22 protein-coding genes and 6 tRNA genes are annotated in these 23456 nt (G+C 59.8%); 1 reads left to right on the top strand and 27 read right to left on the bottom strand.

The features are described 5' to 3' along the window. Positions 1-8: 8 nt before the first annotated feature. From nusG to disA, 15 genes are all read right to left on the bottom strand, one after another. Positions 9-545 (bottom strand): transcription termination/antitermination protein NusG, encoded by a 537-nt coding sequence (gene nusG, locus ACTQ48_RS00505; protein WP_427718370.1) that lies wholly within the window; start codon positions 543-545, stop codon positions 9-11. A gap of 3 nt (positions 546-548) precedes the next feature. Continuing rightward, complete coding sequence (gene secE / locus ACTQ48_RS00500) at positions 549-887, bottom strand: preprotein translocase subunit SecE (protein WP_154514754.1); 339 nt, start codon at positions 885-887, stop codon at positions 549-551. A gap of 76 nt (positions 888-963) precedes the next feature. Further along, positions 964-1039 (bottom strand) — tRNA-Trp (locus ACTQ48_RS00495). A 13-nt stretch (positions 1040-1052) separates the two neighbouring features. Continuing rightward, on the bottom strand, positions 1053-1202 hold the full coding sequence (gene rpmG / locus ACTQ48_RS00490; RefSeq protein ID WP_102372646.1) for a 50S ribosomal protein L33: 150 nt from the start codon (positions 1200-1202) through the stop codon (positions 1053-1055). 278 nt (positions 1203-1480) lie between these two features. After that, positions 1481-2671, bottom strand: a complete 1191-nt coding sequence (gene tuf / locus ACTQ48_RS00485) for an elongation factor Tu (RefSeq protein ID WP_154514756.1) — start codon at positions 2669-2671, stop codon at positions 1481-1483. A gap of 96 nt (positions 2672-2767) precedes the next feature. Further along, positions 2768-2844 (bottom strand) — tRNA-Met (locus ACTQ48_RS00480). 3 nt (positions 2845-2847) lie between these two features. After that, positions 2848-2923, bottom strand: a tRNA-Thr gene (locus ACTQ48_RS00475). Positions 2924-2933: 10 nt separating this feature from the next. Continuing rightward, positions 2934-3015 (bottom strand) — tRNA-Tyr (locus ACTQ48_RS00470). 706 nt (positions 3016-3721) lie between these two features. Further along, positions 3722-3796, bottom strand: a tRNA-Thr gene (locus ACTQ48_RS00465). 225 nt (positions 3797-4021) lie between these two features. After that, complete coding sequence (locus ACTQ48_RS00460; RefSeq protein WP_154514764.1) at positions 4022-4699, bottom strand: NYN domain-containing protein; 678 nt, start codon at positions 4697-4699, stop codon at positions 4022-4024. Positions 4700-4702: 3 nt separating this feature from the next. Further along, the gene (gene rlmB / locus ACTQ48_RS00455; protein WP_441569861.1) at positions 4703-5617 is read right to left on the bottom strand and encodes a 23S rRNA (guanosine(2251)-2'-O)-methyltransferase RlmB; all 915 of its coding nucleotides are present in this window, start codon (positions 5615-5617) and stop codon (positions 4703-4705) included. 167 nt (positions 5618-5784) lie between these two features. After that, entirely contained in the window at positions 5785-7251 is a 1467-nt protein-coding gene (gene cysS / locus ACTQ48_RS00450) for a cysteine--tRNA ligase (RefSeq protein ID WP_441067660.1), read from the bottom strand. Between the two features lie 3 nt (positions 7252-7254). Next, on the bottom strand, positions 7255-7749 hold the full coding sequence (gene ispF, locus ACTQ48_RS00445) for a 2-C-methyl-D-erythritol 2,4-cyclodiphosphate synthase (RefSeq protein WP_441547180.1): 495 nt from the start codon (positions 7747-7749) through the stop codon (positions 7255-7257). Beyond that, the gene (ispD, locus tag ACTQ48_RS00440; protein WP_154514770.1) at positions 7739-8467 is read right to left on the bottom strand and encodes a 2-C-methyl-D-erythritol 4-phosphate cytidylyltransferase; all 729 of its coding nucleotides are present in this window, start codon (positions 8465-8467) and stop codon (positions 7739-7741) included. The genes ispF and ispD overlap by 11 nt, the downstream gene beginning before the upstream one ends. Then, positions 8467-9507, bottom strand: coding sequence for a DNA integrity scanning diadenylate cyclase DisA (disA, locus tag ACTQ48_RS00435; RefSeq protein WP_370450554.1), 1041 nt, complete (start codon positions 9505-9507; stop codon positions 8467-8469). The genes ispD and disA overlap by 1 nt, the downstream gene beginning before the upstream one ends. A 248-nt stretch (positions 9508-9755) precedes the next feature. Between disA and ACTQ48_RS00430 the strand changes: the two genes are divergently transcribed. Next, positions 9756-10340 carry a manganese efflux pump MntP family protein gene (locus ACTQ48_RS00430; protein ID WP_427793585.1) on the top strand — a complete coding sequence of 195 codons (585 nt, stop codon included), beginning with the start codon at positions 9756-9758 and terminating at the stop codon, positions 10338-10340. 80 nt (positions 10341-10420) lie between these two features. Here ACTQ48_RS00430 and ACTQ48_RS00425 read toward each other — a convergent pair whose 3' ends face one another. The 12 genes from ACTQ48_RS00425 to rdgB all read right to left on the bottom strand — a co-directional run bounded on the left by ACTQ48_RS00425 (position 10421) and on the right by rdgB (position 23356). After that, complete coding sequence (locus ACTQ48_RS00425; protein WP_441569860.1) at positions 10421-11878, bottom strand: aminoacyl-histidine dipeptidase; 1458 nt, start codon at positions 11876-11878, stop codon at positions 10421-10423. Between the two features lie 324 nt (positions 11879-12202). Beyond that, entirely contained in the window at positions 12203-14845 is a 2643-nt protein-coding gene (locus ACTQ48_RS00420; RefSeq protein WP_441535963.1) for an ATP-dependent Clp protease ATP-binding subunit, read from the bottom strand. 185 nt (positions 14846-15030) lie between these two features. Next, a complete protein-coding gene (locus ACTQ48_RS00415) occupies positions 15031-15624 on the bottom strand; it encodes a DUF2798 domain-containing protein (protein ID WP_441569859.1) in 594 nt (197 codons plus the stop codon). Positions 15625-15936: 312 nt separating this feature from the next. Beyond that, complete coding sequence (locus ACTQ48_RS00410) at positions 15937-17505, bottom strand: threonine/serine ThrE exporter family protein (protein WP_441569858.1); 1569 nt, start codon at positions 17503-17505, stop codon at positions 15937-15939. A 314-nt stretch (positions 17506-17819) separates the two neighbouring features. Further along, complete coding sequence (gene lysS, locus ACTQ48_RS00405; RefSeq protein ID WP_154514782.1) at positions 17820-19784, bottom strand: lysine--tRNA ligase; 1965 nt, start codon at positions 19782-19784, stop codon at positions 17820-17822. Positions 19785-19863: 79 nt separating this feature from the next. Next, positions 19864-20334, bottom strand: a complete 471-nt coding sequence (greA, locus tag ACTQ48_RS00400; protein ID WP_006234960.1) for a transcription elongation factor GreA — start codon at positions 20332-20334, stop codon at positions 19864-19866. Between the two features lie 106 nt (positions 20335-20440). Beyond that, complete coding sequence (gene tatA / locus ACTQ48_RS00395) at positions 20441-20716, bottom strand: twin-arginine translocase TatA/TatE family subunit (protein ID WP_195838497.1); 276 nt, start codon at positions 20714-20716, stop codon at positions 20441-20443. Positions 20717-20828: 112 nt separating this feature from the next. Further along, positions 20829-20905, bottom strand: a tRNA-Pro gene (locus ACTQ48_RS00390). A gap of 49 nt (positions 20906-20954) precedes the next feature. Continuing rightward, complete coding sequence (gene ispE, locus ACTQ48_RS00385) at positions 20955-21851, bottom strand: 4-(cytidine 5'-diphospho)-2-C-methyl-D-erythritol kinase (protein WP_441569857.1); 897 nt, start codon at positions 21849-21851, stop codon at positions 20955-20957. 2 nt (positions 21852-21853) lie between these two features. Beyond that, complete coding sequence (locus ACTQ48_RS00380) at positions 21854-22150, bottom strand: Veg family protein (RefSeq protein WP_118206416.1); 297 nt, start codon at positions 22148-22150, stop codon at positions 21854-21856. A 114-nt stretch (positions 22151-22264) separates the two neighbouring features. Next, the gene (dtd, locus tag ACTQ48_RS00375) at positions 22265-22711 is read right to left on the bottom strand and encodes a D-aminoacyl-tRNA deacylase (protein WP_117797049.1); all 447 of its coding nucleotides are present in this window, start codon (positions 22709-22711) and stop codon (positions 22265-22267) included. Positions 22712-22714: 3 nt separating this feature from the next. Continuing rightward, positions 22715-23356: an RdgB/HAM1 family non-canonical purine NTP pyrophosphatase gene (rdgB, locus tag ACTQ48_RS00370; RefSeq protein ID WP_118206636.1), complete on the bottom strand. Its 642-nt coding sequence runs from the start codon at positions 23354-23356 to the stop codon at positions 22715-22717. Positions 23357-23456: the final 100 nt, after the last annotated feature.

Here is a 23456-nt window from a genome sequence, read left to right as displayed (position 1 = left end):
ACGAAAACTTAAGCGATGACAGCGACCTGGTTAAAGTCAAGCTCGACCGGCGTCTCGCGGCCAAAGATCATCAGCGTGACCTTGAGCTTGCCTGCCTCGGCGTTAACCTCGGAGACCTTGCCATCAAAGTCGGTAAGCGGGCCATCGGTGACGCGGACGGACGTACCAACCTCAATATCAACCGACGTACGCTTGGGCGAATCGCCCTTACCGGGACGACGAGTCATCTTATTGTACTCGTCGCGGGAAAGCGGAGCGGGCTTGCCGTTGCCGCCCAGGAAACCGGTGACGCCGGGCGTGTTGCGAACACACGTCCATGCATCGTCATCCATCTCCATGCGAACCAGGACATAACCCGGGAAGATCTTAGAATCCTTGGTCTCGCGCTTGCCACCCTCTTTGATCTCGGTGACGCGCTCCATAGGAATCTCAATATCAAAGATACGATCCTGCATGCCCATGGTCTCGATGCGATGCTCGAGATCGGACTTAACGCGGTTCTCGTATCCAGAGTAAGTGTGGACGACGTACCAACGCTTAGACATGGTTTAGCCCCTCAATCCCGAGAACAGAGCAAGAGCCTCGCCAAAGCCAGCATCGAGCAGAGCGATGACGACGCCGACGACGATCAGAGAAGCGCAAACGACGACCGAGTAGTTCACGAGCTCCTTCTTATCGGGCCACGTGACACGCTTCATCTCGGACTTCACCGAAGCAAAATACTTCTTGGTGCGGGCGAAGAAACCGGGCTTCTCGTTCTTCTTGGACTTCGCAGCCTTCTCGCTCTTCTTGGCAACGGCCTTCTTGGCCTCAACCTTGGAGTTGGCGGCAGCTTTGTTGGCAGGCGCCTGCTGCTGTGCCTTCTTCTTGTTCTTCTTGTTGGCCATTTGGGTTACCTCCGCGCAATGCGCTTATACATGAGTAAACCGTAAGCCCCCAAATGGGAGCTTACGGAATAATGACTGGCACGCCAGGAAGGACTCGAACCCTCAACACTCGGTTTTGGAGACCGATGCTCTACCAATTGAACTACTGGCGTATGTTACTAGAGACTAGCGAGTCTCTTTGTGCAGCGTGTGGTGACGGCACCAGGGGCAATACTTCTTGATCTCCATACGATCAGGCATGTTCGCCTTGTTCTTAGTGGTCGTATAGTTGCGGCGCTTGCACTCAGTGCACGCAAGAGTAACTAGAGTACGCATGTATCCTGAACCTTTCATATCCGCCCCGTACGGGCACGAGTTGGTACTTTATCAGCTCTACGTAAGTGCTGTCAATGAAAACCTCGCATCAATTGGTTCTCGGTAGATCCATTCATATTTGGAACACATCAATGGAGCCAACGAGATCTAATCGATCCCTCACGCTCAACTTAAGAGCGAGCTAAGCGTAATCATCAGGCAAAAAGACCCACGTAGAAAAGAACCCGGCACCCATATAAGTGCCGGGTTCTCTAAGTCAGCTGTATCAGAGAGCTAATTTACTCAATGATCGTGGAGACGATGCCCGAACCGACGGTGTGGCCACCCTCGCGGATAGCGAAGCGCAGGCCCTCCTCCATAGCGATCGGGTGAATGAGGTCGCCCTCGATGGTGATGTGGTCACCAGGCATAGCCATCTCGGTGCCCTCGGGGAGCTTGACCGTACCGGTAACGTCGGTGGTACGGAAGTAGAACTGAGGACGATAACCATCGAAGAACGGGGTGTGACGGCCGCCCTCCTCCTTGGTCAGAACGTAGATCTCACCGGTGAACTTGGTGTGCGGGGTAACCGAACCGGGCTTGCAGAGAACCTGGCCGCGCTCGATGTCCTCGCGCTTGATGCCGCGGAGCAGCAGACCGACGTTGTCGCCAGCCTCGCAGAAGTCCATGGACTTACGGAACATCTCGATACCGGTAACGACGGTGTTCTGGGTATCCTTGATGCCGACGATCTCGACGGGCTCGTTGAGCTTGAGCTCACCGCGCTCGACACGGCCGGTAGCAACGGTACCACGGCCGGAGATGGTCATAACGTCCTCAACGGCCATCAGGAACGGGAGGTCGTTGTCACGAGCAGGCGTCGGGATGTACTCGTCGACGGCAGACATGAGCTCGCGAATGGCGTCCATCCACTTGGCGTCGCCCTCGAGAGCGCCCAGAGCGGAACCACGGATGACGGGGATGTCGTCGCCGGGGAACTCGTACTCGGAAAGGAGCTCACGGGTCTCCATCTCGACGAGGTCGATGAGCTCGTCATCGTCGACCATGTCGCACTTGTTCAGGAAGACGACGATGTAGGGAACGCCGACCTGACGGGCGAGCAGGATGTGCTCGCGGGTCTGAGCCATGGGGCCGTCGGTAGCGGCGATGACCAGGATAGCGCCGTCCATCTGAGCAGCACCGGAGATCATGTTCTTGACGTAGTCAGCGTGGCCCGGGCAGTCAACGTGGGCGTAGTGACGGGCAGCAGTCTCGTACTCGACGTGGGAGACGGAGATCGTAATGCCGCGCTCGCGCTCCTCGGGAGCCTTGTCGATGTTCTCGAACGCAGTGAAGTCAGCCTTGCAGCCCTCGGTCTCGGAGAGAACCTTGGTGATGGCAGCGGTCAGCGTGGTCTTGCCGTGGTCGACGTGACCGATGGTGCCGATGTTAACATGCGGCTTAGTGCGCTCAAACTTCTCTTTGGCCATAAAGCCCTCCTCTAAACAGGTCGTCCCCGGACGGGACTATGCCTTTATACCATAGTGGCCTCTCAACATACTATTGAGAAGCCACCGTGTTACCTATGGTAGCGGTGACTGGATTCGAACCAGTGACGCCACGGGTATGAACCGTGTGCTCTAACCAACTGAGCTACACCGCCGGATGGAGCCTGCAACCAGACTTGAACTGGTGACCTCTTCGTTACCAACGAAGTGCTCTACCGACTGAGCTATACAGGCACTTGACGGGTGGGAGCTATAGGATTCGAACCTATGTAGGCAGAGCCAACGGGTTTACAGCCCGTCCCCATTAACCACTCGGGCAAACTCCCAATCGTTCAAGTATCCGCAGGTTCTTTGGTCTTTTGGGCCTCCGCCCCCGCGAACGAAAAAGATAATACGATGCAACCTTGGGGGCTGTCAACGAAAACCTCTAAATACACGGTGCCGGGCGTATCTATATACCTTTGACCTGCGGTTTTGCTGAATTTAGATATGAAGGACGGCGGATTTGGCTGCGCTGGCGACATTTCCCGAGGGAACACTTTGGTGTGGTGGAGTACCCTTGCGGTATCGACTTTCGATACCGATCCTCGTGCGTCCGAATATCCTCGCTCAACCAGGATGACTGGGACCAGTCCGGCCTTTGTCTCGATCTGTAACATTTAGAGAACATTTTCTCCCCTATTTGTTACAGATCGAGATGTTTCCCTGGCGGTTTCCCATTTATCTAAATCTGTAACAACAAGAACGGTTTTCCTTCCCTAGTTGTTACAGATTGAGATGTTTCGCAGAGACCCCAGCTTACGTCTCATTCTGTAACAGTTAGAACGGTTTTCCTTCCCTAGTTGTTACAGATTGAGACACTTCTCAGCTCGCCCCCAGATTGTCTAAATCTGTAACAGCTGGGAGCTGAACGCTCGTCCTCGTGTTACAGATCGAGACAAACCTGAAGCTTGGTGGGAGTCAAACCCGCTTACATATCGACATAAATAGAAACGGACCCTGTCCCACAAGGAACAGAGCCCGAAACTCTCATGGAGCCAGTGACAGGAATCGAACCCGCAACCCACTGATTACAAATCAGTTGCGCTACCGTTGCGCCACACTGGCACACTTGGCGCTTTCGCGCGAAGCCAATTAAGAATAAAGGAATTGCGGACGGGGCGCAACAGGCCCTTTGATCGACCATATCTCAAAACTATTCGTCAGAACGAATAGTTTTATCTGTTCGCCAGAACCAAAAACTATTCGTTTTGGCGATGCCAAGCCGCAACCCATTGATTACAAACCAGTTGGTTGATCAATCGAGAAAGCAGCTCCCCATAGAAGGTTTACCTACCTCCCGCGCAGGGCCTTGAGCTTGGCCAGTGCCTCGGGGCTCAGGCGACTGCCCAGAGTCATCTTGATCTGCGGAGCCTCCTCGGCCTCGCGGACGTCGTTATCGATCTGTTTGATCTCGTCCACCAGCATGCGGCTCGAGATGCGCGTAACGCCCTTGCCCATGACGACGGCTTGAATTGTGCCGTCACTCGATACCACGGAGCACGCGCGGCCTTCCTCGCGCGCCTCGATGCAGAGCTTTTGTACCACGGTATCGGCCGATACACCCGTCGGCGAAAACTCGATGCGCACGCCGCGAGCCGGCAGGTTGGGGCGCTCGCTAGAGATATTGCCTGCACCGTCAAACACAATTACGGCCTCGTAGCGGCCCTGGGCAAAGGCGGCGACGTCGTTGATAAGGGCGGTGCGCGCCATATCGTGAACGTCGCTGGAATACGGATCGTCGGAATGGTCGTACACGAGCTTTTCGTAGCGCGGCGTGCAGTGGATCACGTTGTAGCCGTCGACCACCAGCAGCTCGGGCTTATTGGAGTGCACCGTGGAGACCGGGTCGGCGATAGCCTGCGCAAACGCATTGCCGCCCACGCCGTAGGTCGCGGCCGAGACAATCGGCTTGGCCGAGCCTTCGCCAAAGCGCTTGGCCTTAGACTTGGCGCGGTTCTTCTTGGACATGCGCTACTCCTCCCCCATGAGCTCGCCGGCGTTGCGACGTAGCCACTCAAAGCACAGCGCCGTCGTTGCCTGGGCAACGTTGAGGCTCTCGGTCATGCCACGCTGAGGAAGCTTGGTCAAAAAGTCGCATTTCTCGAGCACCAGGCGCGAGATACCGTCGCCCTCGGAGCCCATGACGAGCGCCACGCGGCCCTCGAAGGGAGCATCCCAGCAACTGCCCTCGGCGTGCTCGGAGGCACCGCCCACCCAAAAGCCAGCGGCCTTAAGATCGTCGAGTGCACGAGCGATATTGGGGACCTGTGCGATAGGCAGATGCATGACGGCGCCGGCTGAGGTCTTGTAGCTGCCCACGGTCACGCCGGCAGCGCGCTTGTTGGCAATAATGACGCCCGCCGCGCCCACGACCTCGGCGGAGCGCACGATAGCGCCAAAGTTACCGTCGTCGGTCACGTGGTCGAGCACCACGACAAGTGCCGGACCCTCGCCTGCACGGTCGAGGATATCGGTGACATCCGCATAAGGGAAGCTGCCCACCTCGAGCGCAATACCCTGGTGAGCGCCATGGCTCGACAGCGCATCGAGCTGCGCGCGCGGCACATACTTAATGCGGACACCCGCGGCGTTGAGGTCATCGACCAGACGAGACAAGGCGGCATCGCGCTCCCCGCCCTCGGCAATGAGCGCGCACTTGATGGGAAAACCGGTGCGCAGCGCCTCGACGGCAGCACGACGGCCTTCGATAAACTCGCCCTTGGGAGCCTGGACAGCGTCGCGGTTGCGATCGCGCTGCGGACGCGCAGCTTGGGTGCGATCGCGCTGGCCCTTGGAAGCGGCAGCACGGTCATTTCGGCGAATCGAACGCGAGCCAGAAGCGGCCTGCTTGCCGCCACGAGGCGCACGCTTGCGATTGTCGGCCATAGGACGGCCTCCTAAATACAACTATCAAACGAAACAAATAGACCGACCGCCCGAGGTGCGGCAGATTGCCTTGAAAGAGGAGGGCATAGACCTTGGGGCCATGCCCGACGATTGAAAGGCAAGGTGCCGTGGCTCGGGCGGTCGGGTGCTTGGGAAACCCGCGGGGATTAGAGGGATTTGATACGGGTGCCGGCGGCGGTATCTTCAATCGTCAGGCCCAAGTCCTTGAGTTGATCGCGGATGGCGTCTGCCAAGTCCCAGTTCTTGGCGGCACGGGCCTCGGCGCGAGCCTCGAGAATCTTGGCAGCGGCCTCGTCCACGTCGTCACCAGTGTAGGCGACCAAGCCGGCGGCAACGCCCAAAAGACCCAGCGGCAGCTCGACCTTGGGCTCGGGAAGCTCAACGCCAAACGTATCGAGCAGCTCGACCAGCGTATCGGCGGCAGCAAGAGCCGCGGCCTTGTCGGCAGCGTCGCCCGCCTGCTCCAGATACTGATTGCACTCGGTGACAAAACCAAAGACGGCGCCCATGGCACCGGCGGTGTTAAAGTCGTCGTCCATGCACTCCTTAAAGGTGGCACGGGTCTCGGCAGCCTTGGCGGCAAACGCCTCAGATGCTGCCTCATCGGCATCGGCCGTCGCATGGTTCGCGGCCCAGCGCAGGTTCTCGACCGTACCGGCGATACGCGTGAGCGAATTCTCGGCACCCTCCAGGCGCTCCCAGGAAAAGTCGAGCGGCGAGCGATAGCTCGTCTGCAGCATCAGCAGGCGCAGGGCGGCAGCGGAGTGCTGCTCGAGCACCTCGGCCAGCGTAAAGAAGTTACCAAGCGACTTGGACATCTTCTCGCCGTCGACCAGCAGCATGCCCGTGTGCATCCAGGTGTTGGAGAAGCCCTGGTGCCAGGCGCAGGCAGCCTGGGCGCACTCGTTCTCGTGATGCGGGAAGGCAAGGTCGGAGCCACCGCCGTGAATGTCGATCGGGGTACCCAGGTAGCGGTGCACCATGGCGGCGCACTCGGTGTGCCAGCCGGGACGGCCCTCGCCCCAGGGGCTCGGCCAGCTGGGCTCGCCGGGCTTGGCGGCCTTCCACAGGGCAAAGTCGAGCGGGTCGTTCTTGTCCTCGTTCTCCTCGATGCGCGCACCCACCATAAGGTCGTCGATGTTGCGGCCCGAGACCTGACCGTAGTTGGGATCGCTGCGCACGGAAAAGTACACGTCGCCGTTATCGGCGGCGTAAGCGTGGCCCTGCTCGATGAGCGCCTTGATCATGGCAATCATGGGGCCGATCTCCTTGGTGGCGCGGGGGCGCACATCGGGATCGAGCACGTTGGCAGCGCGCATGACGCCAATAAACTTATCCGAGAACTCCGTCGCGACCTCGGCGGCCGTACGGCCCTGCTCGTTAGCGCGCTTGATGATCTTGTCGTCGACATCGGTGAGGTTCTGGGCGAACGTGACCTCGTAGCCGCTCGCGATGAGCCAGCGTCGAATCACATCGAAGCTGATGAACGTGCGGGCGTTGCCGATGTGGATGTTGTCGTAAACCGTGGGGCCGCACACGTACATGCTGACCTTGCCGGGCTCGATGGGCTGGAACTCTTCCTTTTTATGGGTAGCGCTGTTGTAGATACGCATTCGTTACTCCTTAACGGTTTTCTGTAGCAGGCAGACGGCCCAGGCGCCAATTCCCTCGCCTTGACCTTCCCAACCGAGCTTTTCGGTCGTGGTGGCGGCGACGCCCACGTTTTCAACGTCAACGCCCAGGGCATGGGCCAAGTTGGCACGCATGGAATCGCGGTGCGGGGTGATCTTAGGCTGCTGGCAGGCAATGGTGCAGTCGGCATCGACAAACTCAAAGCCCAGCTCGCGCGCATAGTCCATTACGCGGGCAAGCAACACCATCGAGTCGGCACCCTCGTAGGCGGGGTCGGTGTCGGGGAACAGCTTGCCAATGTCTCCCCCGCGGCAGGCGCCCAGAATAGCGTCGGCCAGCGCGTGCGCGAGCACATCGGCATCCGAGTGGCCCAGCAGGCCGCGCTCGTAGGGAATGTCGACCCCGCCGATGATACATCGACGCCCCTCCACCAAACGGTGGACGTCGTAGCCGTGGCCAATGCGCAGGTTACTGAACATGGGGAAGGTCCTCTCTCTCGGCCATCCGCCCGAGCAAAATCGCGGTTACGGGACGCAAGTCCTCGGGCACCGTCACCTTAAGGTTGTCGCGCGGGCTCTGGACGCAGCGGACGCGCCCACCCATGCGCTCGACCAGTGACGAATCGTCCGTACCGATAAAGCCCTCGGCAATCGCCGCGGCATGGGCGCGTTTCATGGCGTCGACACTAAAGATCTGCGGCGTCTGCGCGGCCCAATAGAGTTCGCGTGGCGGCGTCTCGACGATGTTGTCCCCATCGACGATCTTGAGCGTGTCGATCGCGGGCTGGCCACACACGACACCGTCGAGCGAGCGGTCACTCACGAGCACGTCGATAGCGTGATCGATGGCCTCGGTAGTAATGAGCGGACGAGCGCCGTCGTGAATGGCGACGTATTCAAAGCCTGCCGGCACCGCATGCACGCCGGCACGAGTGGAGTCCTGGCGGGTATCGCCGGCATCGGCGAAGCTGATGGGCGTGTTATACGAATACGGGCTGATGGCCAGGCGGCGCATCTCGGCACGACGCTCGGCAGGGCAAACCACGACGATATGGCCGACCTTATCGCTACGGTCAAACGCGCGGATGGACCAGCTCATAAGCGGACGGCCCGCTACATTGACGAGCTGCTTGCCACCGGGATTACCAAAGCGCTGGCCGCTGCCACCGGCAACGACCACGGCGCATACGGGCGCCATTATGCGTTCCCCTGTTTGGTGCCCTTCATGCGGTACAGGGAGTCCGCAAGAATGGCAGGGTTGTTAACGCCAAAGTCGCCCAGGCGCTCCGGATCCTTGCTGATGTCGTCCATGAGCTCCTGCAGCGAGCCATACTCGTCGACGATCTTCTCGGCCACGCCGTCGCGCACGACGGACACGCGCGAAAGCGTGCGCAGGCCCAGCGGCGTCATGACGGAGTCCTCGTCCAGGTCGTCGTAACCCAGAACCGCCGCCACATGCTGCGGGTCAGACAAGTCCTTGGGCGTCATGCGGCTAAGCTCGGCACGGATCTTCTCGGCGTTTGCCTCGGAGGAATCGCTTGCGTAGTCGCGAATCATCAAGTCGTACTCGGTATCCATGCTGGAGCCGGCGAGCTGCTCGAGCTGCATCTGCACGAGCTTGCCCTGGTTGCCCAGCTTGACAATGCAATCCTTAAGCTCGGTCTTTGCCTGCTGCATAATCTCGAAACTCGAGAAAATGCCGGTGATGTCGGCGAGCGTGACGTAGTCGTCCAGCTCGAGGGCCGTCAGACGCAGCAGGGAGCGGTCGAGCGACTGACGGGTGGTCTGAAGCGTAGCGACGAGCTGGTTGACCGAGCTCATGATGGTGGTGACGGGCTGAATCTCATAGCTCTTGCCGTGCACATACACGTTGACGACGGCACGACGGGCCGAGACCGAGATCACGATGGCGTCGGTGAGCACCGACATGCGAGCGGCAGTACGGTGACGCATGCCCGTCTCGCTCGTGGCGAGCGAGGGGTCGGGATTGAGGTGGAAATTGGCGCGCAGGATCTGGGTAAGGTCGCCGTCGATGACGATGGCGCCGTCCATCTTGGAAAGCTCGAACAGGCGGTTCGAGGTAAACGAAATGTTGAGCGGGAAGCCGTCGTTACCGGCAGCGAGCACGTTTTCGGTGTCGCCGACGCAGATAAGGGCGCCCAGGTGACCGGCGATGATCATGTCAAGGGCGGTGCGGATCGGCTGGCCAGGTGCCGTCAGGCGGATGGCCTGTTCCATACGCTTTTGCAGCTCGTTCTTATCCAAGGCATCGCTCCCATCGTATACGCTCCATAAACGTCAATAAGTTTCTCACGGTTTGCCCCTGTGACGCCCGCAAATTCCGATGCTTACAGAATGAGCGAACACCGCTTAGGTAGCTCATTTGGGACGGGGCTCTTTTGGCTGCTCATGTGGTAGCATCGGGTCTCATATAAATGAGGGAGTGGTCGTGTAATCGGGTTCGCCCGCAGAGAGGGGGCCAGACTATGGGACTCGCAGAGCTCGTGTTGCTCGCCGTTGGCCTTTCGATGGACGCCTTTGCCGTTTCCATCTGCAAGGGTCTCGGCATGAAAAAGATCAACCTTAAAGTCGCCGTTGTGCTCGGCCTGTTCTTTGGCGGCTTTCAGGCCGGCATGCCCGTAATCGGTTGGGCACTCGGCAGCCAGTTCATGGGCATCATCGGTCCCATAGACCATTGGATCGCCTTTATCCTTTTGGCCTTTATCGGCGGCAAGATGCTGTGGGAAACCTTTACCGAAGACGAGGATGAGGACGAAGGCGACGGCAAGGATGCCGAAAAGATCGACCTGGGCGAATACCTAATCCTTGCCATCGCCACCTCGATTGACGCGCTCGCCGTGGGCATCTCGTTTGCCGCGCTCTCGGTCGATATCGTGCCCTCTGTATCACTTATCGGCGTCACAACGTTCATCTTCTCCGTCGCCGGCGTAGCGATCGGCCACACCTTTGGCGCGCGCTACGAAAAACCCGCCACCATCGTGGGTGGCGTCGTACTCGTCCTCATCGGGCTTAAGATCCTACTTGAGCACCTTGGGATCCTCGCACTGTAACGAATAACGGCCGCCCGGCATTACGCCAGGCGGCCGTTTTCATAGCCAGCCGTTTTAGAGCGGCTTAACCAAGGCGACCTTTACGCGGCAAGGCGCTTGAGGACGTCGATGAGCAGCTCGTAGAAGCGCTCGGCAGAAGCGAGCTCCATGCTCTCGTCCGGGGTGTGGACATCGGAGAGCGTCGGGCCCACGGCGATGGCGTCCAGGCCGTGCAGGGCCTCGGCAAACAGGCCGCACTCAAGGCCGGCGTGAATGGACTCGATGCGCAGCTCGGAGCCAAAGAGCTCGCAATAGCTCTCGATAAAGACGTCGCGGACCGGCGAATGCTCGGCATAGCTCCAGCCGGGATACTCGAACTCAAACTTGGCGTCGAAGCCCAGGACATCGGCCAGCGTCTGCAGGCGGTCCTTGAACTCGTTCTGCAGCGAGGTGATCGAGGAGCGCGGGGACAGCATGATCTTGACCTCGTCGTCAGAAGTGGCAACCACACCGATGTTGGAGGAAACCTCGACGGAGCCGTCGGTAGCGACGTTGCGACGGATCACGCCGTTGGGGGCAAGACGCAGGGCGCGGATGAGGGCAAGCGCGGACTTCTCGTCCATGGCCTCGACCTCGGCGTCGTCGGCAATCTCGACAGTGCAGGTAAAGCCGGGGTCGAAGACCTCGAGCTCGGCAGTGACGTCGGCGATAGTGCCCTTTGCGATCTGGGCCGCGGCCTCGGCGGCAGCGTGGTCGGCGTAGACCAGAACAGCCTTGCACTCACGGTTGATGGCGTTGTCCTTGGTGCCGCCGTTAAAGCTAACGATGGCGGGCTCGCCGGCAACCATCAGGCGGTCGATGATGCGGGCCATGATGAGGTTGCCGTTGCCGCGCTCCAGGTGGATATCGCTGCCGGAGTGACCGCCCAGCAGGCCGGAGATGTCGAACGTGAGGGTACTACCGGTCTTGTGCTCGCGCGCGATCGGGCAGGTGTAGGTAACGACGACGCCGCCGGCGCAGCTGACGGTGGCAACGCCCTCTTCCTCGGAGTCAAGGTTGATCATGGTGCGGGCGCTAATCTGGGACTTGTCGAGCGTCTCGGCGCCGACCAGGCCAGTCTCCTCGTCGGTGGTGAATACGCACTCGAGGGCGGGGTGAACGATCGAATCGTCATCGAGAACAGTGAGCATCAGAGCGACGGCGATACCGTTGTCGGCGCCCAGCGTGGTGCCGTTAGCGGTGAGAACGCCGTCCTTGACGAGCAGGTCGATACCATCGGTCGTAAAGTCGTGCTCAACGGAGCCCAGCTTGTCGCACACCATATCGATGTGGCCCTGCAGCATCACGGTCGGGGCATTCTCGGCACCGGCAGATGCGGGCTTGCGAATGATGACGTTGTAGACCTCGTCCTGGTACACATCGAGGCCGCGCTCCTTGGCAAACGCAACCAGGAAATCGCTGATACCCTTCTCGTTGCCAGACCCACGGGGAATCGCGCTGACCTCCTCAAAGAAATGGAACAGCTGGGCGGGCTCATAGCCGGTGATCTTGTAGTCCATGGTGCCTCCTTGGCGCAACTGGTTAGACAATAAGACATGCGCCTTGTATATTCCCAGACTTCGTTTGCATAAACCAGTCGAAAACGCCGAGCGCTCTCGCATCATCGGCTAACGGCGGAGAAACGCCACTTTATTAAGATAAAGCAGGTAGACGGACCGCGCCGAAGGGACGTTGGACCCTTCAACCAACCTCAACGCTTGATCAACGCTTATGCATACGCCGTTGGTATGTTTAATGAGCTTTACTTTGAACGAGGGGCCTTTCCAACAGAAAAAAGGGCGCTCCTTTGGAACGCCCTCGTGGACACAAGGTTTTGTTACGCCCTACAGCGCGCCGGAACCGGCTTGCATCATGCCGCCGGGGCCCGAGCTTACGCCACTGCTCACAGGCGCGGCGTTTCCGGTGTGCGGCGCTTCCGGAGCGGTATCGCCCCCAAGCGCACCTGCCGGACGCGGCGCTGGGATCTCGCCCGTACCGTGGCTAAAGACGAACTTGCCGTCGGCCACGTCGCACATGACGGTATCGCCGCTGCCCCACTCGCCGGCCAGCAGCTCCTCGGACAGCGGATCCTCGATGAGCTTTTGGATGGCGCGGCGCAGCGGACGTGCGCCGTTGGTGAGGTCGGTACCCTCGGCTACGATCTTGTCGTAGGCCGCATCGGTGAGTTTGATGTTCATGCCGTTGGCAATCAGGCGCTGGCGCAAGTCGTCCACCAGCAGGTGAGCGATCTTGGTCAGGTTCTCGCCCGAAAGCTTCTGAAACACCACGATGTCATCGATACGGTTGAGCAGCTCGGGGCGGAACAGGCGCTTGAGTTCGCCCATCGCACGGCCCTTAATCTCGCTCGAGGTAAGACCCTGCTCACCGGTGGTGCCAAAGCCAACGCTCGCATCCTGCGCAATCTCGCGGGCGCCCACGTTGGACGTCATGATGATCACGGTGTTGCGGAAATCGACCGTCTTGCCCTGGCTATCGGTCAGGCGACCCTCCTCAAGCACCTGCAGCAAGATGTTGAAGATATCGGGGTGCGCCTTCTCGATCTCGTCGAACAGCACGACCGAGTACGGGTGACGGCGAACGGCCTTGGTGAGCTGACCGCCCTCGTCGTGGCCCACGTAGCCCGGGGGGCTACCGATAAGCTTGGAGACCTCGAACTCGCTGCCAAACTCCGACATGTCGAAGCTGATGAGCGCGTCCTTGCTGCCAAAGAGATACTCGGCGAGCGTCTTGGCGAGCTCGGTCTTGCCTGTGCCGGTAGGACCCAAGAAGATAAAGCTGCCGCCGGGACGACGCGGGTCCTTGAGCGGCGAGCGGCTGCGGCGCACTGCCTTGGCCACGGCCTCGACAGCCTCATCCTGGCCGATAATGCGGGTCTTGAGCACGCTTTCGGTCTGCAACAGACGACGGCTTTCGCTCTCGGTGAGCGAAGACACCGGCACGCCCGAGGTCACGGACACGATGTCGGCAACCTGGGCGACATCGATGGTGAGCGGGCTGGCGTCGAGCTCGGCCGTCCAAGCTGCCTTGGCCTCGGCGAGCTCAATCTCGGCAGCCTTCTGCTGCTCGGTAATCTCGGCGGCCTTGTTCATGTCGTCGCCCTCGGTGGCCTCCTGCGCGGCAGCCTTGAGCTCCTCCACGCGATGCTCGGCCTCGCGCACCGGCTCAGGCGCACGGTTGGCGGCAATGCGGGCGCGGGCGCCGGCCTCGTCGATGAGGTCGATGGCCTTATCGGGCAGGAAGCGATCCTGGATGTAGCGGTTGGAGAGGTTCGCGGCGGCCTCGATGGCACCCTGCGTATAGCGCACGTGGTGGTGCTCCTCGTAGCGCGGCTTGAGCGCGGTCAGGATCTTGACCGTGTCCTCGACGCTTGGCTCCTCAACATCGATGGTCTGGAAGCGGCGCTCGAAGGCCGGGTCCTTGGTGAGGTACTTGCGGAACTCCTCGGCCGTGGTGGCACCGATGATCTGGAAAGCGCCGCGCGCGAGCACGGGCTTGAGCATGGAGCTTGCATCGATGGATCCCTCGGCAGAACCGGCACCGATGATGGTGTGCATCTCGTCGATAAACAGGATGACGTCGTCGGCTTCGGTTGCCTCCTGGATTACGTTCTTGAGACGCTCCTCAAACTCACCGCGATATTTGGCGCCCGCGACAAGACCCGGCAGGTCGAGCGTCCAGATGTTCTGGTTCATAAGGTTCTCGGGCACGTTGCCGGCAGCGATCTGCTGCGCCAGGCCCTCGACGATGGCCGTCTTGCCCACGCCGGGGTCACCCAAGATAAGCGGGTTGTTCTTGGTGCGGCGCGAAAGGATCTCCATCATGCGCTGGACTTCCTTTTCGCGACCGATCACCGGGTCGAGCTCGCCGTCGCGCGCCTTCTGCGTAAGGTTGGTGGCGAACTGCTTGAGCGTGTCGGTGCCGCTCCCCTTTTGCTGCGAGGCGTCCGAGCCGCTAAAGAACGGCAGGCCTGTACCGGGACGCCCGGCACCGGCACCGGCGAGCGGGCGCTTCTTGTCTTGATCCTTGGCGGTAAGCTTCTCGATGGCTTTTTTAATGGAAGCGGACGAAACACCCAGGCGCATGAGAATGTCCATGGCCATGCCGTTGCCCTCTTCGACGATACCGATGAGCAGGTGCTCGGTCGACACATAGGTCTGGTTGTTCTCGCGCGCCACGCGGAAGGAACGCTCCATCACGCTGATGACGAGCGGCGTAAAGGCGAGCTTAGCGGCCTCGGTCTCCTCGCTGGGCTCGGGAACGGTGGTCTGGACCTCCTTGAGCGTGTCCATGATGTCATCGTAGGAGATATCGAGTGAGCGCAGTGCCTCGGCGGCAATGCCCTCGTCCTCCTTGGCGAGCGCGAGCAGCAGATGCTCAGTACCCACCTTATTTGAGTGAAGATCGAGCGCCTCCTGCTTGGCCATGGACATGACCTTGCGCGCGCGATCGGTAAAACGGTCCAACATGCTAGTTCCTCTTAGACGAGCTAGTTTTTCAAGCGCAAAGCGCCACTCGTGGCGGCGCTTTGGTCTCTTTACCCATATGGAGTATATGTTAACCGCTGTGGCCTTTTCCGCGTGCAGCCATACGACAACGTCTACAAAAAAGGAATCGCCGGGTGCGGCGGGTGCTCTAGGTTAGAGGCTCTTGCCTAGCAGGCTGGCTCGGCGTCCATGCTCTCGGCATCGTCATCGTCGACATCGGCAACGGGAGCGCCCGGCATACGTACGAGCTCCATATGCTGCTCTTCAAAGACGGTTCCCATGGGGAAGGCGCGTCGGAAGATAAAGCGAGCAACCGGACCAGCCACCAGCAGGTTCCAGGGCAGGGCCATGATAAAGTTGCGCGGAATGTTGACGAGCCACATCATCGGCAGCACCTGCAGATTGGCAAGCGGGCCGCCGGGCATATGGAGCAGGCCTTCGCACGCGCCGTAGAGCGACATGATGATGACCATGGGAACGACCATGCAGGAGCTGACGGCGAGCGTCATGGCAAGCGGTGAGCTCTTACCCGGCGTGACCAGGAATTTAAAAGCGAAACCCTTGGCAAGGGGGCTGGCAACAAACCAGTCGCAGCACATGGCAAAGACATAGGCAACGGGGAAGCCGAGCCACGCGGCGGCAATGACCTCGCCGTTGATGGCCCCGTGCTGCAGGGCAACGTTGTAGATGCTCATCCAGAGCACCATGCAAAAGCACATGATAAAGGTGAACAGCAGGCTCTCTCGTTTGTTGATAGGCATAAAGGGCATGGTCCTTTCTGTGTTGCGTCGCGGCGCCGCCAACAAAAACGGGCGGGCGAGATGGAGTTACTGGGACTTCATCTCGCCCGCCCGTGGTACGTGCGTCTGCGACTACTTATGTGGTGGAACCACCCTAACACGAACGGCGCGCGCTTCGTAAGCGTTGAGTTTATGAAGATGCAGGGCACCGATAATCCCCCGACCTCATAAGTTGCAGTGGAATACGGACTGTTTTGACCCTTTAAGCAGCAATTCAGTCCCTATTTCTCCGCAACTCATTTGGTGCAAAGTAACCTGTCCCCCTTGTACCAATTAGCTGGTGTAGCGCCAGCGAGGGTCGGTGAGCGTACGCGCCACACCCAGCCCAACGGGCAGAAACGCTACGATGAGCACTGCGCGCACAAACCAGCCGAGCATATTGACTGTGTCGAAGGTGCACATGTAATACATAGAGCGATAGAGATACAGACCGGGCACCATAATGACAATCGAAGGCACCGTGAGGGCGATGCGCGGGTAGGTGAGCTTGACTTCGGCCAAGCTTGCCAGCAGACCCGATACCAGCGCGCCGATAAACGCTGCTGCCTCGGGAGGCATTCCCGTGCTGAGGCCCAGGAAGGGAATCATCGTCGGCGCATCGACAAGGGTCAGACGCAGGGTATTGGACACGGCGCCGATCAACCCAGCCGCCGCGGCCATCTTTACCGGGCTGTTGAACATCACCGAGAAGCCGAATACGCCAACGAAGCTCATCACCACGCGCAGGAGCGTAAGGGCATGCGGCGAAAGGCCCAATGGGGCAAAGTCGTCCGGCGCCAGTCCCACACACTCGGCAACCATCCAACCTACGAGGGTCGCCATCACAATAATCGACACAGCATACGAAAGACGCTCGATACCGCTTCGCATGTCGAGCTTAGCGATGTCGAGACCTGCCGTAATGAGCGGAAAGCCAGGAATCACAAAGAGCATGGCGCCGATATAGCCTTCTTGGTGCGACATTGCACCCGGAACAACCTGGGCGAGGCCGAGCAATGCCAGCAAATATGAGATACAGGCCAGTGCGACACCGAGCGTCAAAGCGCTGAACTGGCCAAGGCCTTGCTTGAGAATATGGGAGCGGGCAAAGTTGCCGACACCCGCGCCCACGAACGCGCATGCCATCTCAATGGGACCGCCACCAAGTAAAAAGACAAAGGCGCCACAGGCGCAGGCTGCCGCAAGGCCCTGTTGCCAGGGCGCGTAATCAGGTTTTGAACTCTCAACGGTCTTGAGCATCTCGTGATACTCGTGCACCGTAAAACGGCGGCCATATGTCTCGATTTCCTTTAGGAAGCTCTCCATCATCCAAATGCGATGGGTATTGACGCCCGTTGTGGGCAGGCTGACGACCTCGTTAAAGCAGTGGCCATCTTCGATGCAAGTACACTCAAACGACAGGAGACTTAAGTCAACATGGATGGTGACACCGAGTACGGCGGCGACTCGATTCATGGTATCGCGTACGCGCCAGGCACCCGTTCCACTCGCGAGCATAAGCATACCGGTGCGGCAGACGATGGATGATTTATCGGTGAGCGGCGCATCGACGGCAAATTCATCGCCTGCCGTCACGATCTGGTGCCAGTCAGTTTTCATATGGAGCGCGCCGGCACGAACGCCGTGGTGCATGGGGGCTCTCGAAAGCAGCGAGTTAAGGCGCGAAGACTGTGGGGACTCCGTTGATTCGTCCTCAACCTCATCAGTCTCTTCATCGACCAGATCAAAGGAATCAAGCGGCGCTGGCTCGCGACGGTCGATCAGCTCCTCGTCCTCATCATCAAAGTAATTGAACTGATCGAGCATGTCCTCTTCGATTGCGCGCTCGCTCGCATCGTCCATATAGGCGCTCCCTTCCTGCCGACTAACCCCCATCCTAGACAGCGACAGCTAAAGGAAACATAAAAGAGACAACTGTCATGCGAGACATGTGCACAATAGCCGTTGGGTAGTCGTTTAAGAACGTCCCCAACGACTACTCCGGCAACGCCGATGTTTTGGCAACGACAGCGAGCGACGTCCAGGGCGAACAAGTTGGCATGAAAAAGGCAAGGCATAGACCTTCTGGTCATGCCTTGCCTTTTGAATGACAAATTGTCGCCCTGGGCGGCGCGCAGCGTCGGCTGGTCCGCCGTTCGGTAGAACGGCGGAACCAATTAGTACATCTTTGCGCCGGCGGGAATGGAGGCGTCGAGCTGGATCAGGTTGAGGCGCTCCTCGCCCTCCTCCTCGTGGATGGCACTGATGAGCATGCCGCAGCTGGGGATGCCCATCATCTTGCGCGGAGGCAGGTTGGTGATGGCAAGCAGGGTCTTACCGACCAGGTCCTCGGGCTCATAGTATTCGTGGATGCCGGAGAGGATGGTGCGGTCGGCACCGGTACCGTCGTCGAGCGTAAAGTTCAGCAGCTTCTTGGACTTCTTGACGGCCTCGCATGCCTTGACCTTCACAGCGCGGAAATCGCTCTTGGAGAAGGTATCGAAGTCGACGAACTCCTCAAACAGCGGCTCAACGGCGATCTTGGAGTAATCGAGCGTGGGCTTAAGCGACTTAACGAACGGGCTCGCGGCGTTGCCGGCCTCGGCAGCCTTGGCGGCAGCGGCACCGGACTGGAAACCCTTCTCGGGCTTCATGTGCGGGAACAGCAGGACATCGCGGATGGAAGCCTGGTTGGTGAGCAGCATGACCACACGGTCGATACCGATGCCAATGCCGCCCGCGGGAGGCATACCGTACTCGAGGGCGCGCACGTAGTCCTCGTCATACTCCATGGCCTCATCGTCGCCGCCGGCCTTCTCGGCCATCTGGGCGGCAAAGCGCTCAGCCTGGTCGACCGGGTCGTTGAGCTCGGAGAATGCGTTGGCGTACTCGTGGCCGGCGATGACCAGCTCAAAGCGGTGGGTCAGACGCGGGTCGTCCTCAAAACGCTTGGCGAGCGGGCTGACCTCGATGGGGTAATCGCACACGAAGGTCGGGTTGACGATGGTGTCTTCGCCCAGCTCATCGTAAATCTCGGCGATGATCTTGCCGGCAGTCCACTCGGGCTTGATCTCCAGGCCCTTCTCGCGCGCGGCGGCAGCAAGCTCCTCGACAGGCGTGTCGATGGTGACCTTCTTGCCGAGCACGTCAGAGACAATATCAGTCATGGGGCGGCTTGCCCACTCACCGGAAAGATCGATGGTCTGGCCCTGGTACTCGATGACCTCGGGGTTGCCGATGGCCTTGTTGGCAGCCTTGATGACGCCCTGGGCGAGCGCCTTCATGCCCTCGAGATCGGAGAAGGCACGGTAGGCCTCCATCGTGGTGAACTCGGGGTTGTGGGTGAGGTCCATGCCCTCGTTACGGAAGATACGACCGATCTCGAAGACGCGCTCAAAGCCACCGACGATGCAGCGCTTGAGGTGCAGCTCGGTAGCAATGCGCAGGTAGCACTCCTGATCGAGAGCGTTAAAGTGCGTGATGAACGGCTTAGCCGTAGCGCCACCCTGAATGGTCTGCAGGATGGGGGTCTCGACCTCCATGTAGCCGTCGGACTCCATAAAGCGACGGAAGGTGGAGAGGATCTGCGAGCGCTTGCGGAAGGTCTCGCGGACATCGTCGTTGGCGATCAGGTCGACATAGCGCTGACGATAGCGGGTCTCCTTGTCGGAGAGACCGTGGAACTTCTCGGGCAGCGGGCGAACGGCCTTGGAGAGCAGGGTCGCGCTCTTAGGGGCGACGGAGAGCTGGCCGCGCTGAGTACGCACAACCACACCGGTCACACCCAGGATATCGCCAAGGTCGAGGGCCTTGAGCGTATTCCAGGCTGCCTCATCCATGTCGTTGATGCGGCAGAACAGCTGAATCTCGGCGGTTGCGTCGCGCACGACGATGAACATGATCTTGCCCTGACCACGCTTGGCGACCACGCGGCCGCCGATCTTCACGACGTCCTCGGTGTCTTCGCCATCGGCAAGATCGGCATACTTAGCCTCGATGTCGGCAACGTAGTCCTCGATCTCGGAGTGCTCGGGATAGGGGTTCTGGCCCGCCTCGAACAGGGCGGCGCGCTTGGCCAGGCGCGTGGCGCGCTCGTCGTTGAGCGTCGATGCCTGCTCGGCGGCGTTCTGGTTCTCTGCCATAAGTTAGCTCCTCAAACTAAAACGCTCCCCAGGATTCGGTCCCAGGGAGCGAAAACATACCTTTACGCGGGACCGTGGTCTAGCGTGCGATCTTGGCGATGGTGTAGACGCGAGTCTTGCCGGAAGGCGTAACGACCTCGACGGAGTCGCCCTCGCCGTGGCCGATGATGGCGTGGCCGACCGGGGACTCGTTGGAGATCTTGTGCTCGAGCGAGTTGGTCTCGGTGGTACCGACGAGCGTGACTTCCATGACCTCACCGTTGGGATCAATCAGCGAAACGGTGGAACCGATGGAGACGGTCAGATCGCCCGTGGTGGCAGCAACCTGAGCGTTGGCGAGAATAGCCTGAATCTCGGCAATGCGAGCAGCATTCTGAGCCTGCTTGTCCTTGGCGGCATCGTACTCGGAGTTCTCCGAAAGGTCGCCAAACGCGCGGGCTTCCTTGATGTCCTCGACGATCTCCTTGGCGTAATCGCCCTCACGCCAAGCGAGCTCCTCGACGAGCTTCTGGCGGCCCTCAGCGGTCAGTACGATCTGGCTTGCGTCCATACGGATATCTCCCCAACTATGATGTAACAATCAACTGTCAACATAACGAAAAAGACCGGCTAGCCTGCGGGCAAGCCGGTCAGGTGCTCACCCCAAAGGGATGGGACTACTCTGCGTCCGCGTCGCCGTCCTCTGCCTTCTTTTTCTTGGCGGCGGCGAGCTGGGCCTCGAGCTCTGCGATCTTCTTGTCCTCCTCGGACTCCTCGACCACAACGTCCTCGGCCTGCTTGGTCTCGTCCTTATCGTCGCCCTCCATACCCTCGCGGATATTCTTGACGGTAGAGCCGAGGGACTTGCCGAGCTTCGGCAGGTTCTTGGGCCCGAAGATAATCAGGACAACGACGAGAATAATGATGAGCTCAGGAGCCCTCAGTCCAAACATGTAGACCTCCACAAAACAGCGAGACAAGCTCGAATGAGTATACCGCGGGTATCGCGGTATCACAACAATAGCTAAAAAAAGGGACCGCAAGAAGCGGTCCCTTCTCATGCTCTGGTCGGGTTGACTGGATTTGAACCAGCGACCCCTGCGTCCCGAACGCAGTGCTCTACCAAACTGAGCCACAACCCGTTAGCTCGACTATAGTAACAAAGTTTTTCGCCGCGTGCTAGAGAAATTTTTATTTCTTTGGCGCGTCGATTTGTACCGTGTTGGGAATAAGCTCAGTCGCGCAGGACCACCAGCCATTTTGCTGGGCGGCGTCGGCAAGCCTTTCGGCCGTGGCGGCGGTGTCGCAAATGGCAAACGAGCAGGCACCCGACCCGCACACGTCCACGGCAACGATTCCCTCCTGTTCGCTCAGCCAGTCGAGAACCGCCTGGATCTGCGGCTCCATCAAAGCAGAAATGATGCCCAAGTTGTTATGGATGAGCGAATACGCCATCTTCGCATCACTCACGCGAAGAGCCAATGCAATGGCACCGGGCGCAGTCGCGGGCACCGGGGCCTCGTCAAAACGTCGATAGGCCTCAATTGTCGAAACGCGCGCCTCCCGCGGCTTGACCAGCACAACGGGCGTCACAGGAAGCGCGGGGTACTCAGTTGCCAGAACGTCTCCCCCACCCACGTAGAATGCGGGGCTCGTATGCAAAAAGAACGGCACGTCGGCGCCGATGCCACGCGCAATCTCGTCCAGCGCAGGATCAGTGCGGTCGATGCCCCACAGCTCAGCCAGGGCAACGATAACCGCCGCGGCATCCGTCGAGGGGCCGCCCAGGCCGGCGCACAGCGGGATGCGCTTCTCAATCGTCACGCACACGTTTGCCTCGCGCCCGAAATGATCAGCCATGGCGACGGCGGCGCGGTAGGCAGTATTCTTTTGCATGGGAAAATCTGATGCCGGAACCGTCTGGACGGTCAACGCCTGCGCCGGCGTGACCGTCACGGTATCGGCTAGGCCGACAGCTGCCATCAGGGAATCGACGTTGTGGTAGCCGCGGGTATCGCGCTCGGTATGAACCCCCAGGTAGAGGTTAATCTTTGCCGGCGCAGTAAGGATGAGGGACCGATCGGTCACCGTTAATGCTCCTCGAGCTGGTTGCCGAGCGGAGTAAAGATGTGCTCGCCGCTCTCGGGGTCGAACAGTTCAACCTGACCGGTAAGGACGTCGATGTACTGGTAGGACTGACGCGACTTGCGGCCGCGGCGCTCGTCAACCTCGACGATAAAAACAGCCGGGTGGACGCTCTTGATGGTACCCATGCGCTCGACAACGCGGGTACGGCCCATGTTGGCCTTCACCTTGACGCGATCGCCCACCATATCGGTCAGCTTCTCGTGGATGTCGTCGACGTAATTGACTTCCATCTCTTCCATGAACAGGGCCTCCAGAAGGTGCAATTCAAAAAGGGGATAATACCCCTAAGATAGACAAAACTCTAATACTATAGCACCCTGTTACAATCCCACGCAAGTAGCTAATTAGGCTACTTACAGATTGTCGGTATCGAGGACAATGGTGAACGGGCCGTCGTTGACCAGGTCGACTTTCATGTCGGCGCCAAAGATGCCGTGCGCCACGTGGTCGACGTCCTGGGCGACGAGCGTCAGAAAGTACTCATAAAGCTCGTTGGCGACATCGGGCGCGCCAGCATCCGTAAACGACGGACGACGGCCGTGGCGGCAATCGGCAAACAGCGTAAACTGCGACACCACGAGCACCTCGCCGTCGACATCGGCAAGCGCCAAGTTAGTCTTGCCGTTCTCGTCCTCGTTGATACGCAGCCCGCGGAGCTTGCCCCATAGTTTATCGGCCTCGGCACGCGTATCGCCATGGCCCACACCCAGCAATACCAGATAGCCGCGCCCAATGCGGCCCACGCACTCGCCGTCGACCGTCACACCGGCGTTGAGCACGCGCTGCACCACCGCACGCACGGCCTACTCCTCGCCCGTGAGTTTGGCGGACAGGTGCTCGAGTGCATGGAAACGATGGCTGATGGCGTTCTTCTCGTCCGCTGTGAGCTCGGCCATAGTTTTGCCCGGCGTATCGACCGGCAGGAACAGCGGGTCGTAGCCAAAGCCGTGGTCGCCGCGGCCCTCGTGTGCGATAACGCCCTCGCAGGCACCCTCGCCATAGGTGACCAGGCCGTCTTGGTCGATGAGCGCAACGACGCTCATAAAGCGTGCGGTGCGATCCTCGTCTGCCACGCCTTCCAGATTAACGAGAAGTTTGGCATTGTTGGCGGCATCATCGCCGTGTACGCCCGCATAACGCGCGCTATACACACCCGGCTCACCGTCCAGCGCGTCGACGACCAAGCCGGAATCGTCGGCGATGGCCATAAGGCCCGTCTCCTCGACCGCAGCCTGCGCCTTGATGATGGCGTTCTCCAAAAACGTCGTGCCGTTTTCCTCGGGGTCCTCAAAATCGCCCAGCTGGCCGAGCGCCACAAAGCGCACCTCGGGCATGACCTTGCCCAAAATGGCCTCGATCTCGGTGAGCTTATGGGCGTTACCCGTGGCCACAACAATGGTCGCCGCCGGGTCGAGGGTGTCGATATCAATCTTCTCAAGTGCCATAGATGGCCTCCTTGTCTCTTATAGCAATGCCGTGTAGAGGACGACGAGGGCCTCGGCCTCTCCCCTCTCAATCAACGGCAGTCTTATACTTCGGCGTTTT

It is taken from the genome of Collinsella sp. Sow4_E3, assembly GCF_052116285.1.
Classification (GTDB): Bacteria; Actinomycetota; Coriobacteriia; order Coriobacteriales; family Coriobacteriaceae; genus Collinsella.
The sequence above is the reverse complement of the archived record's forward strand: the minus strand, read 5'-3'. Positions and strand labels throughout refer to the sequence as shown.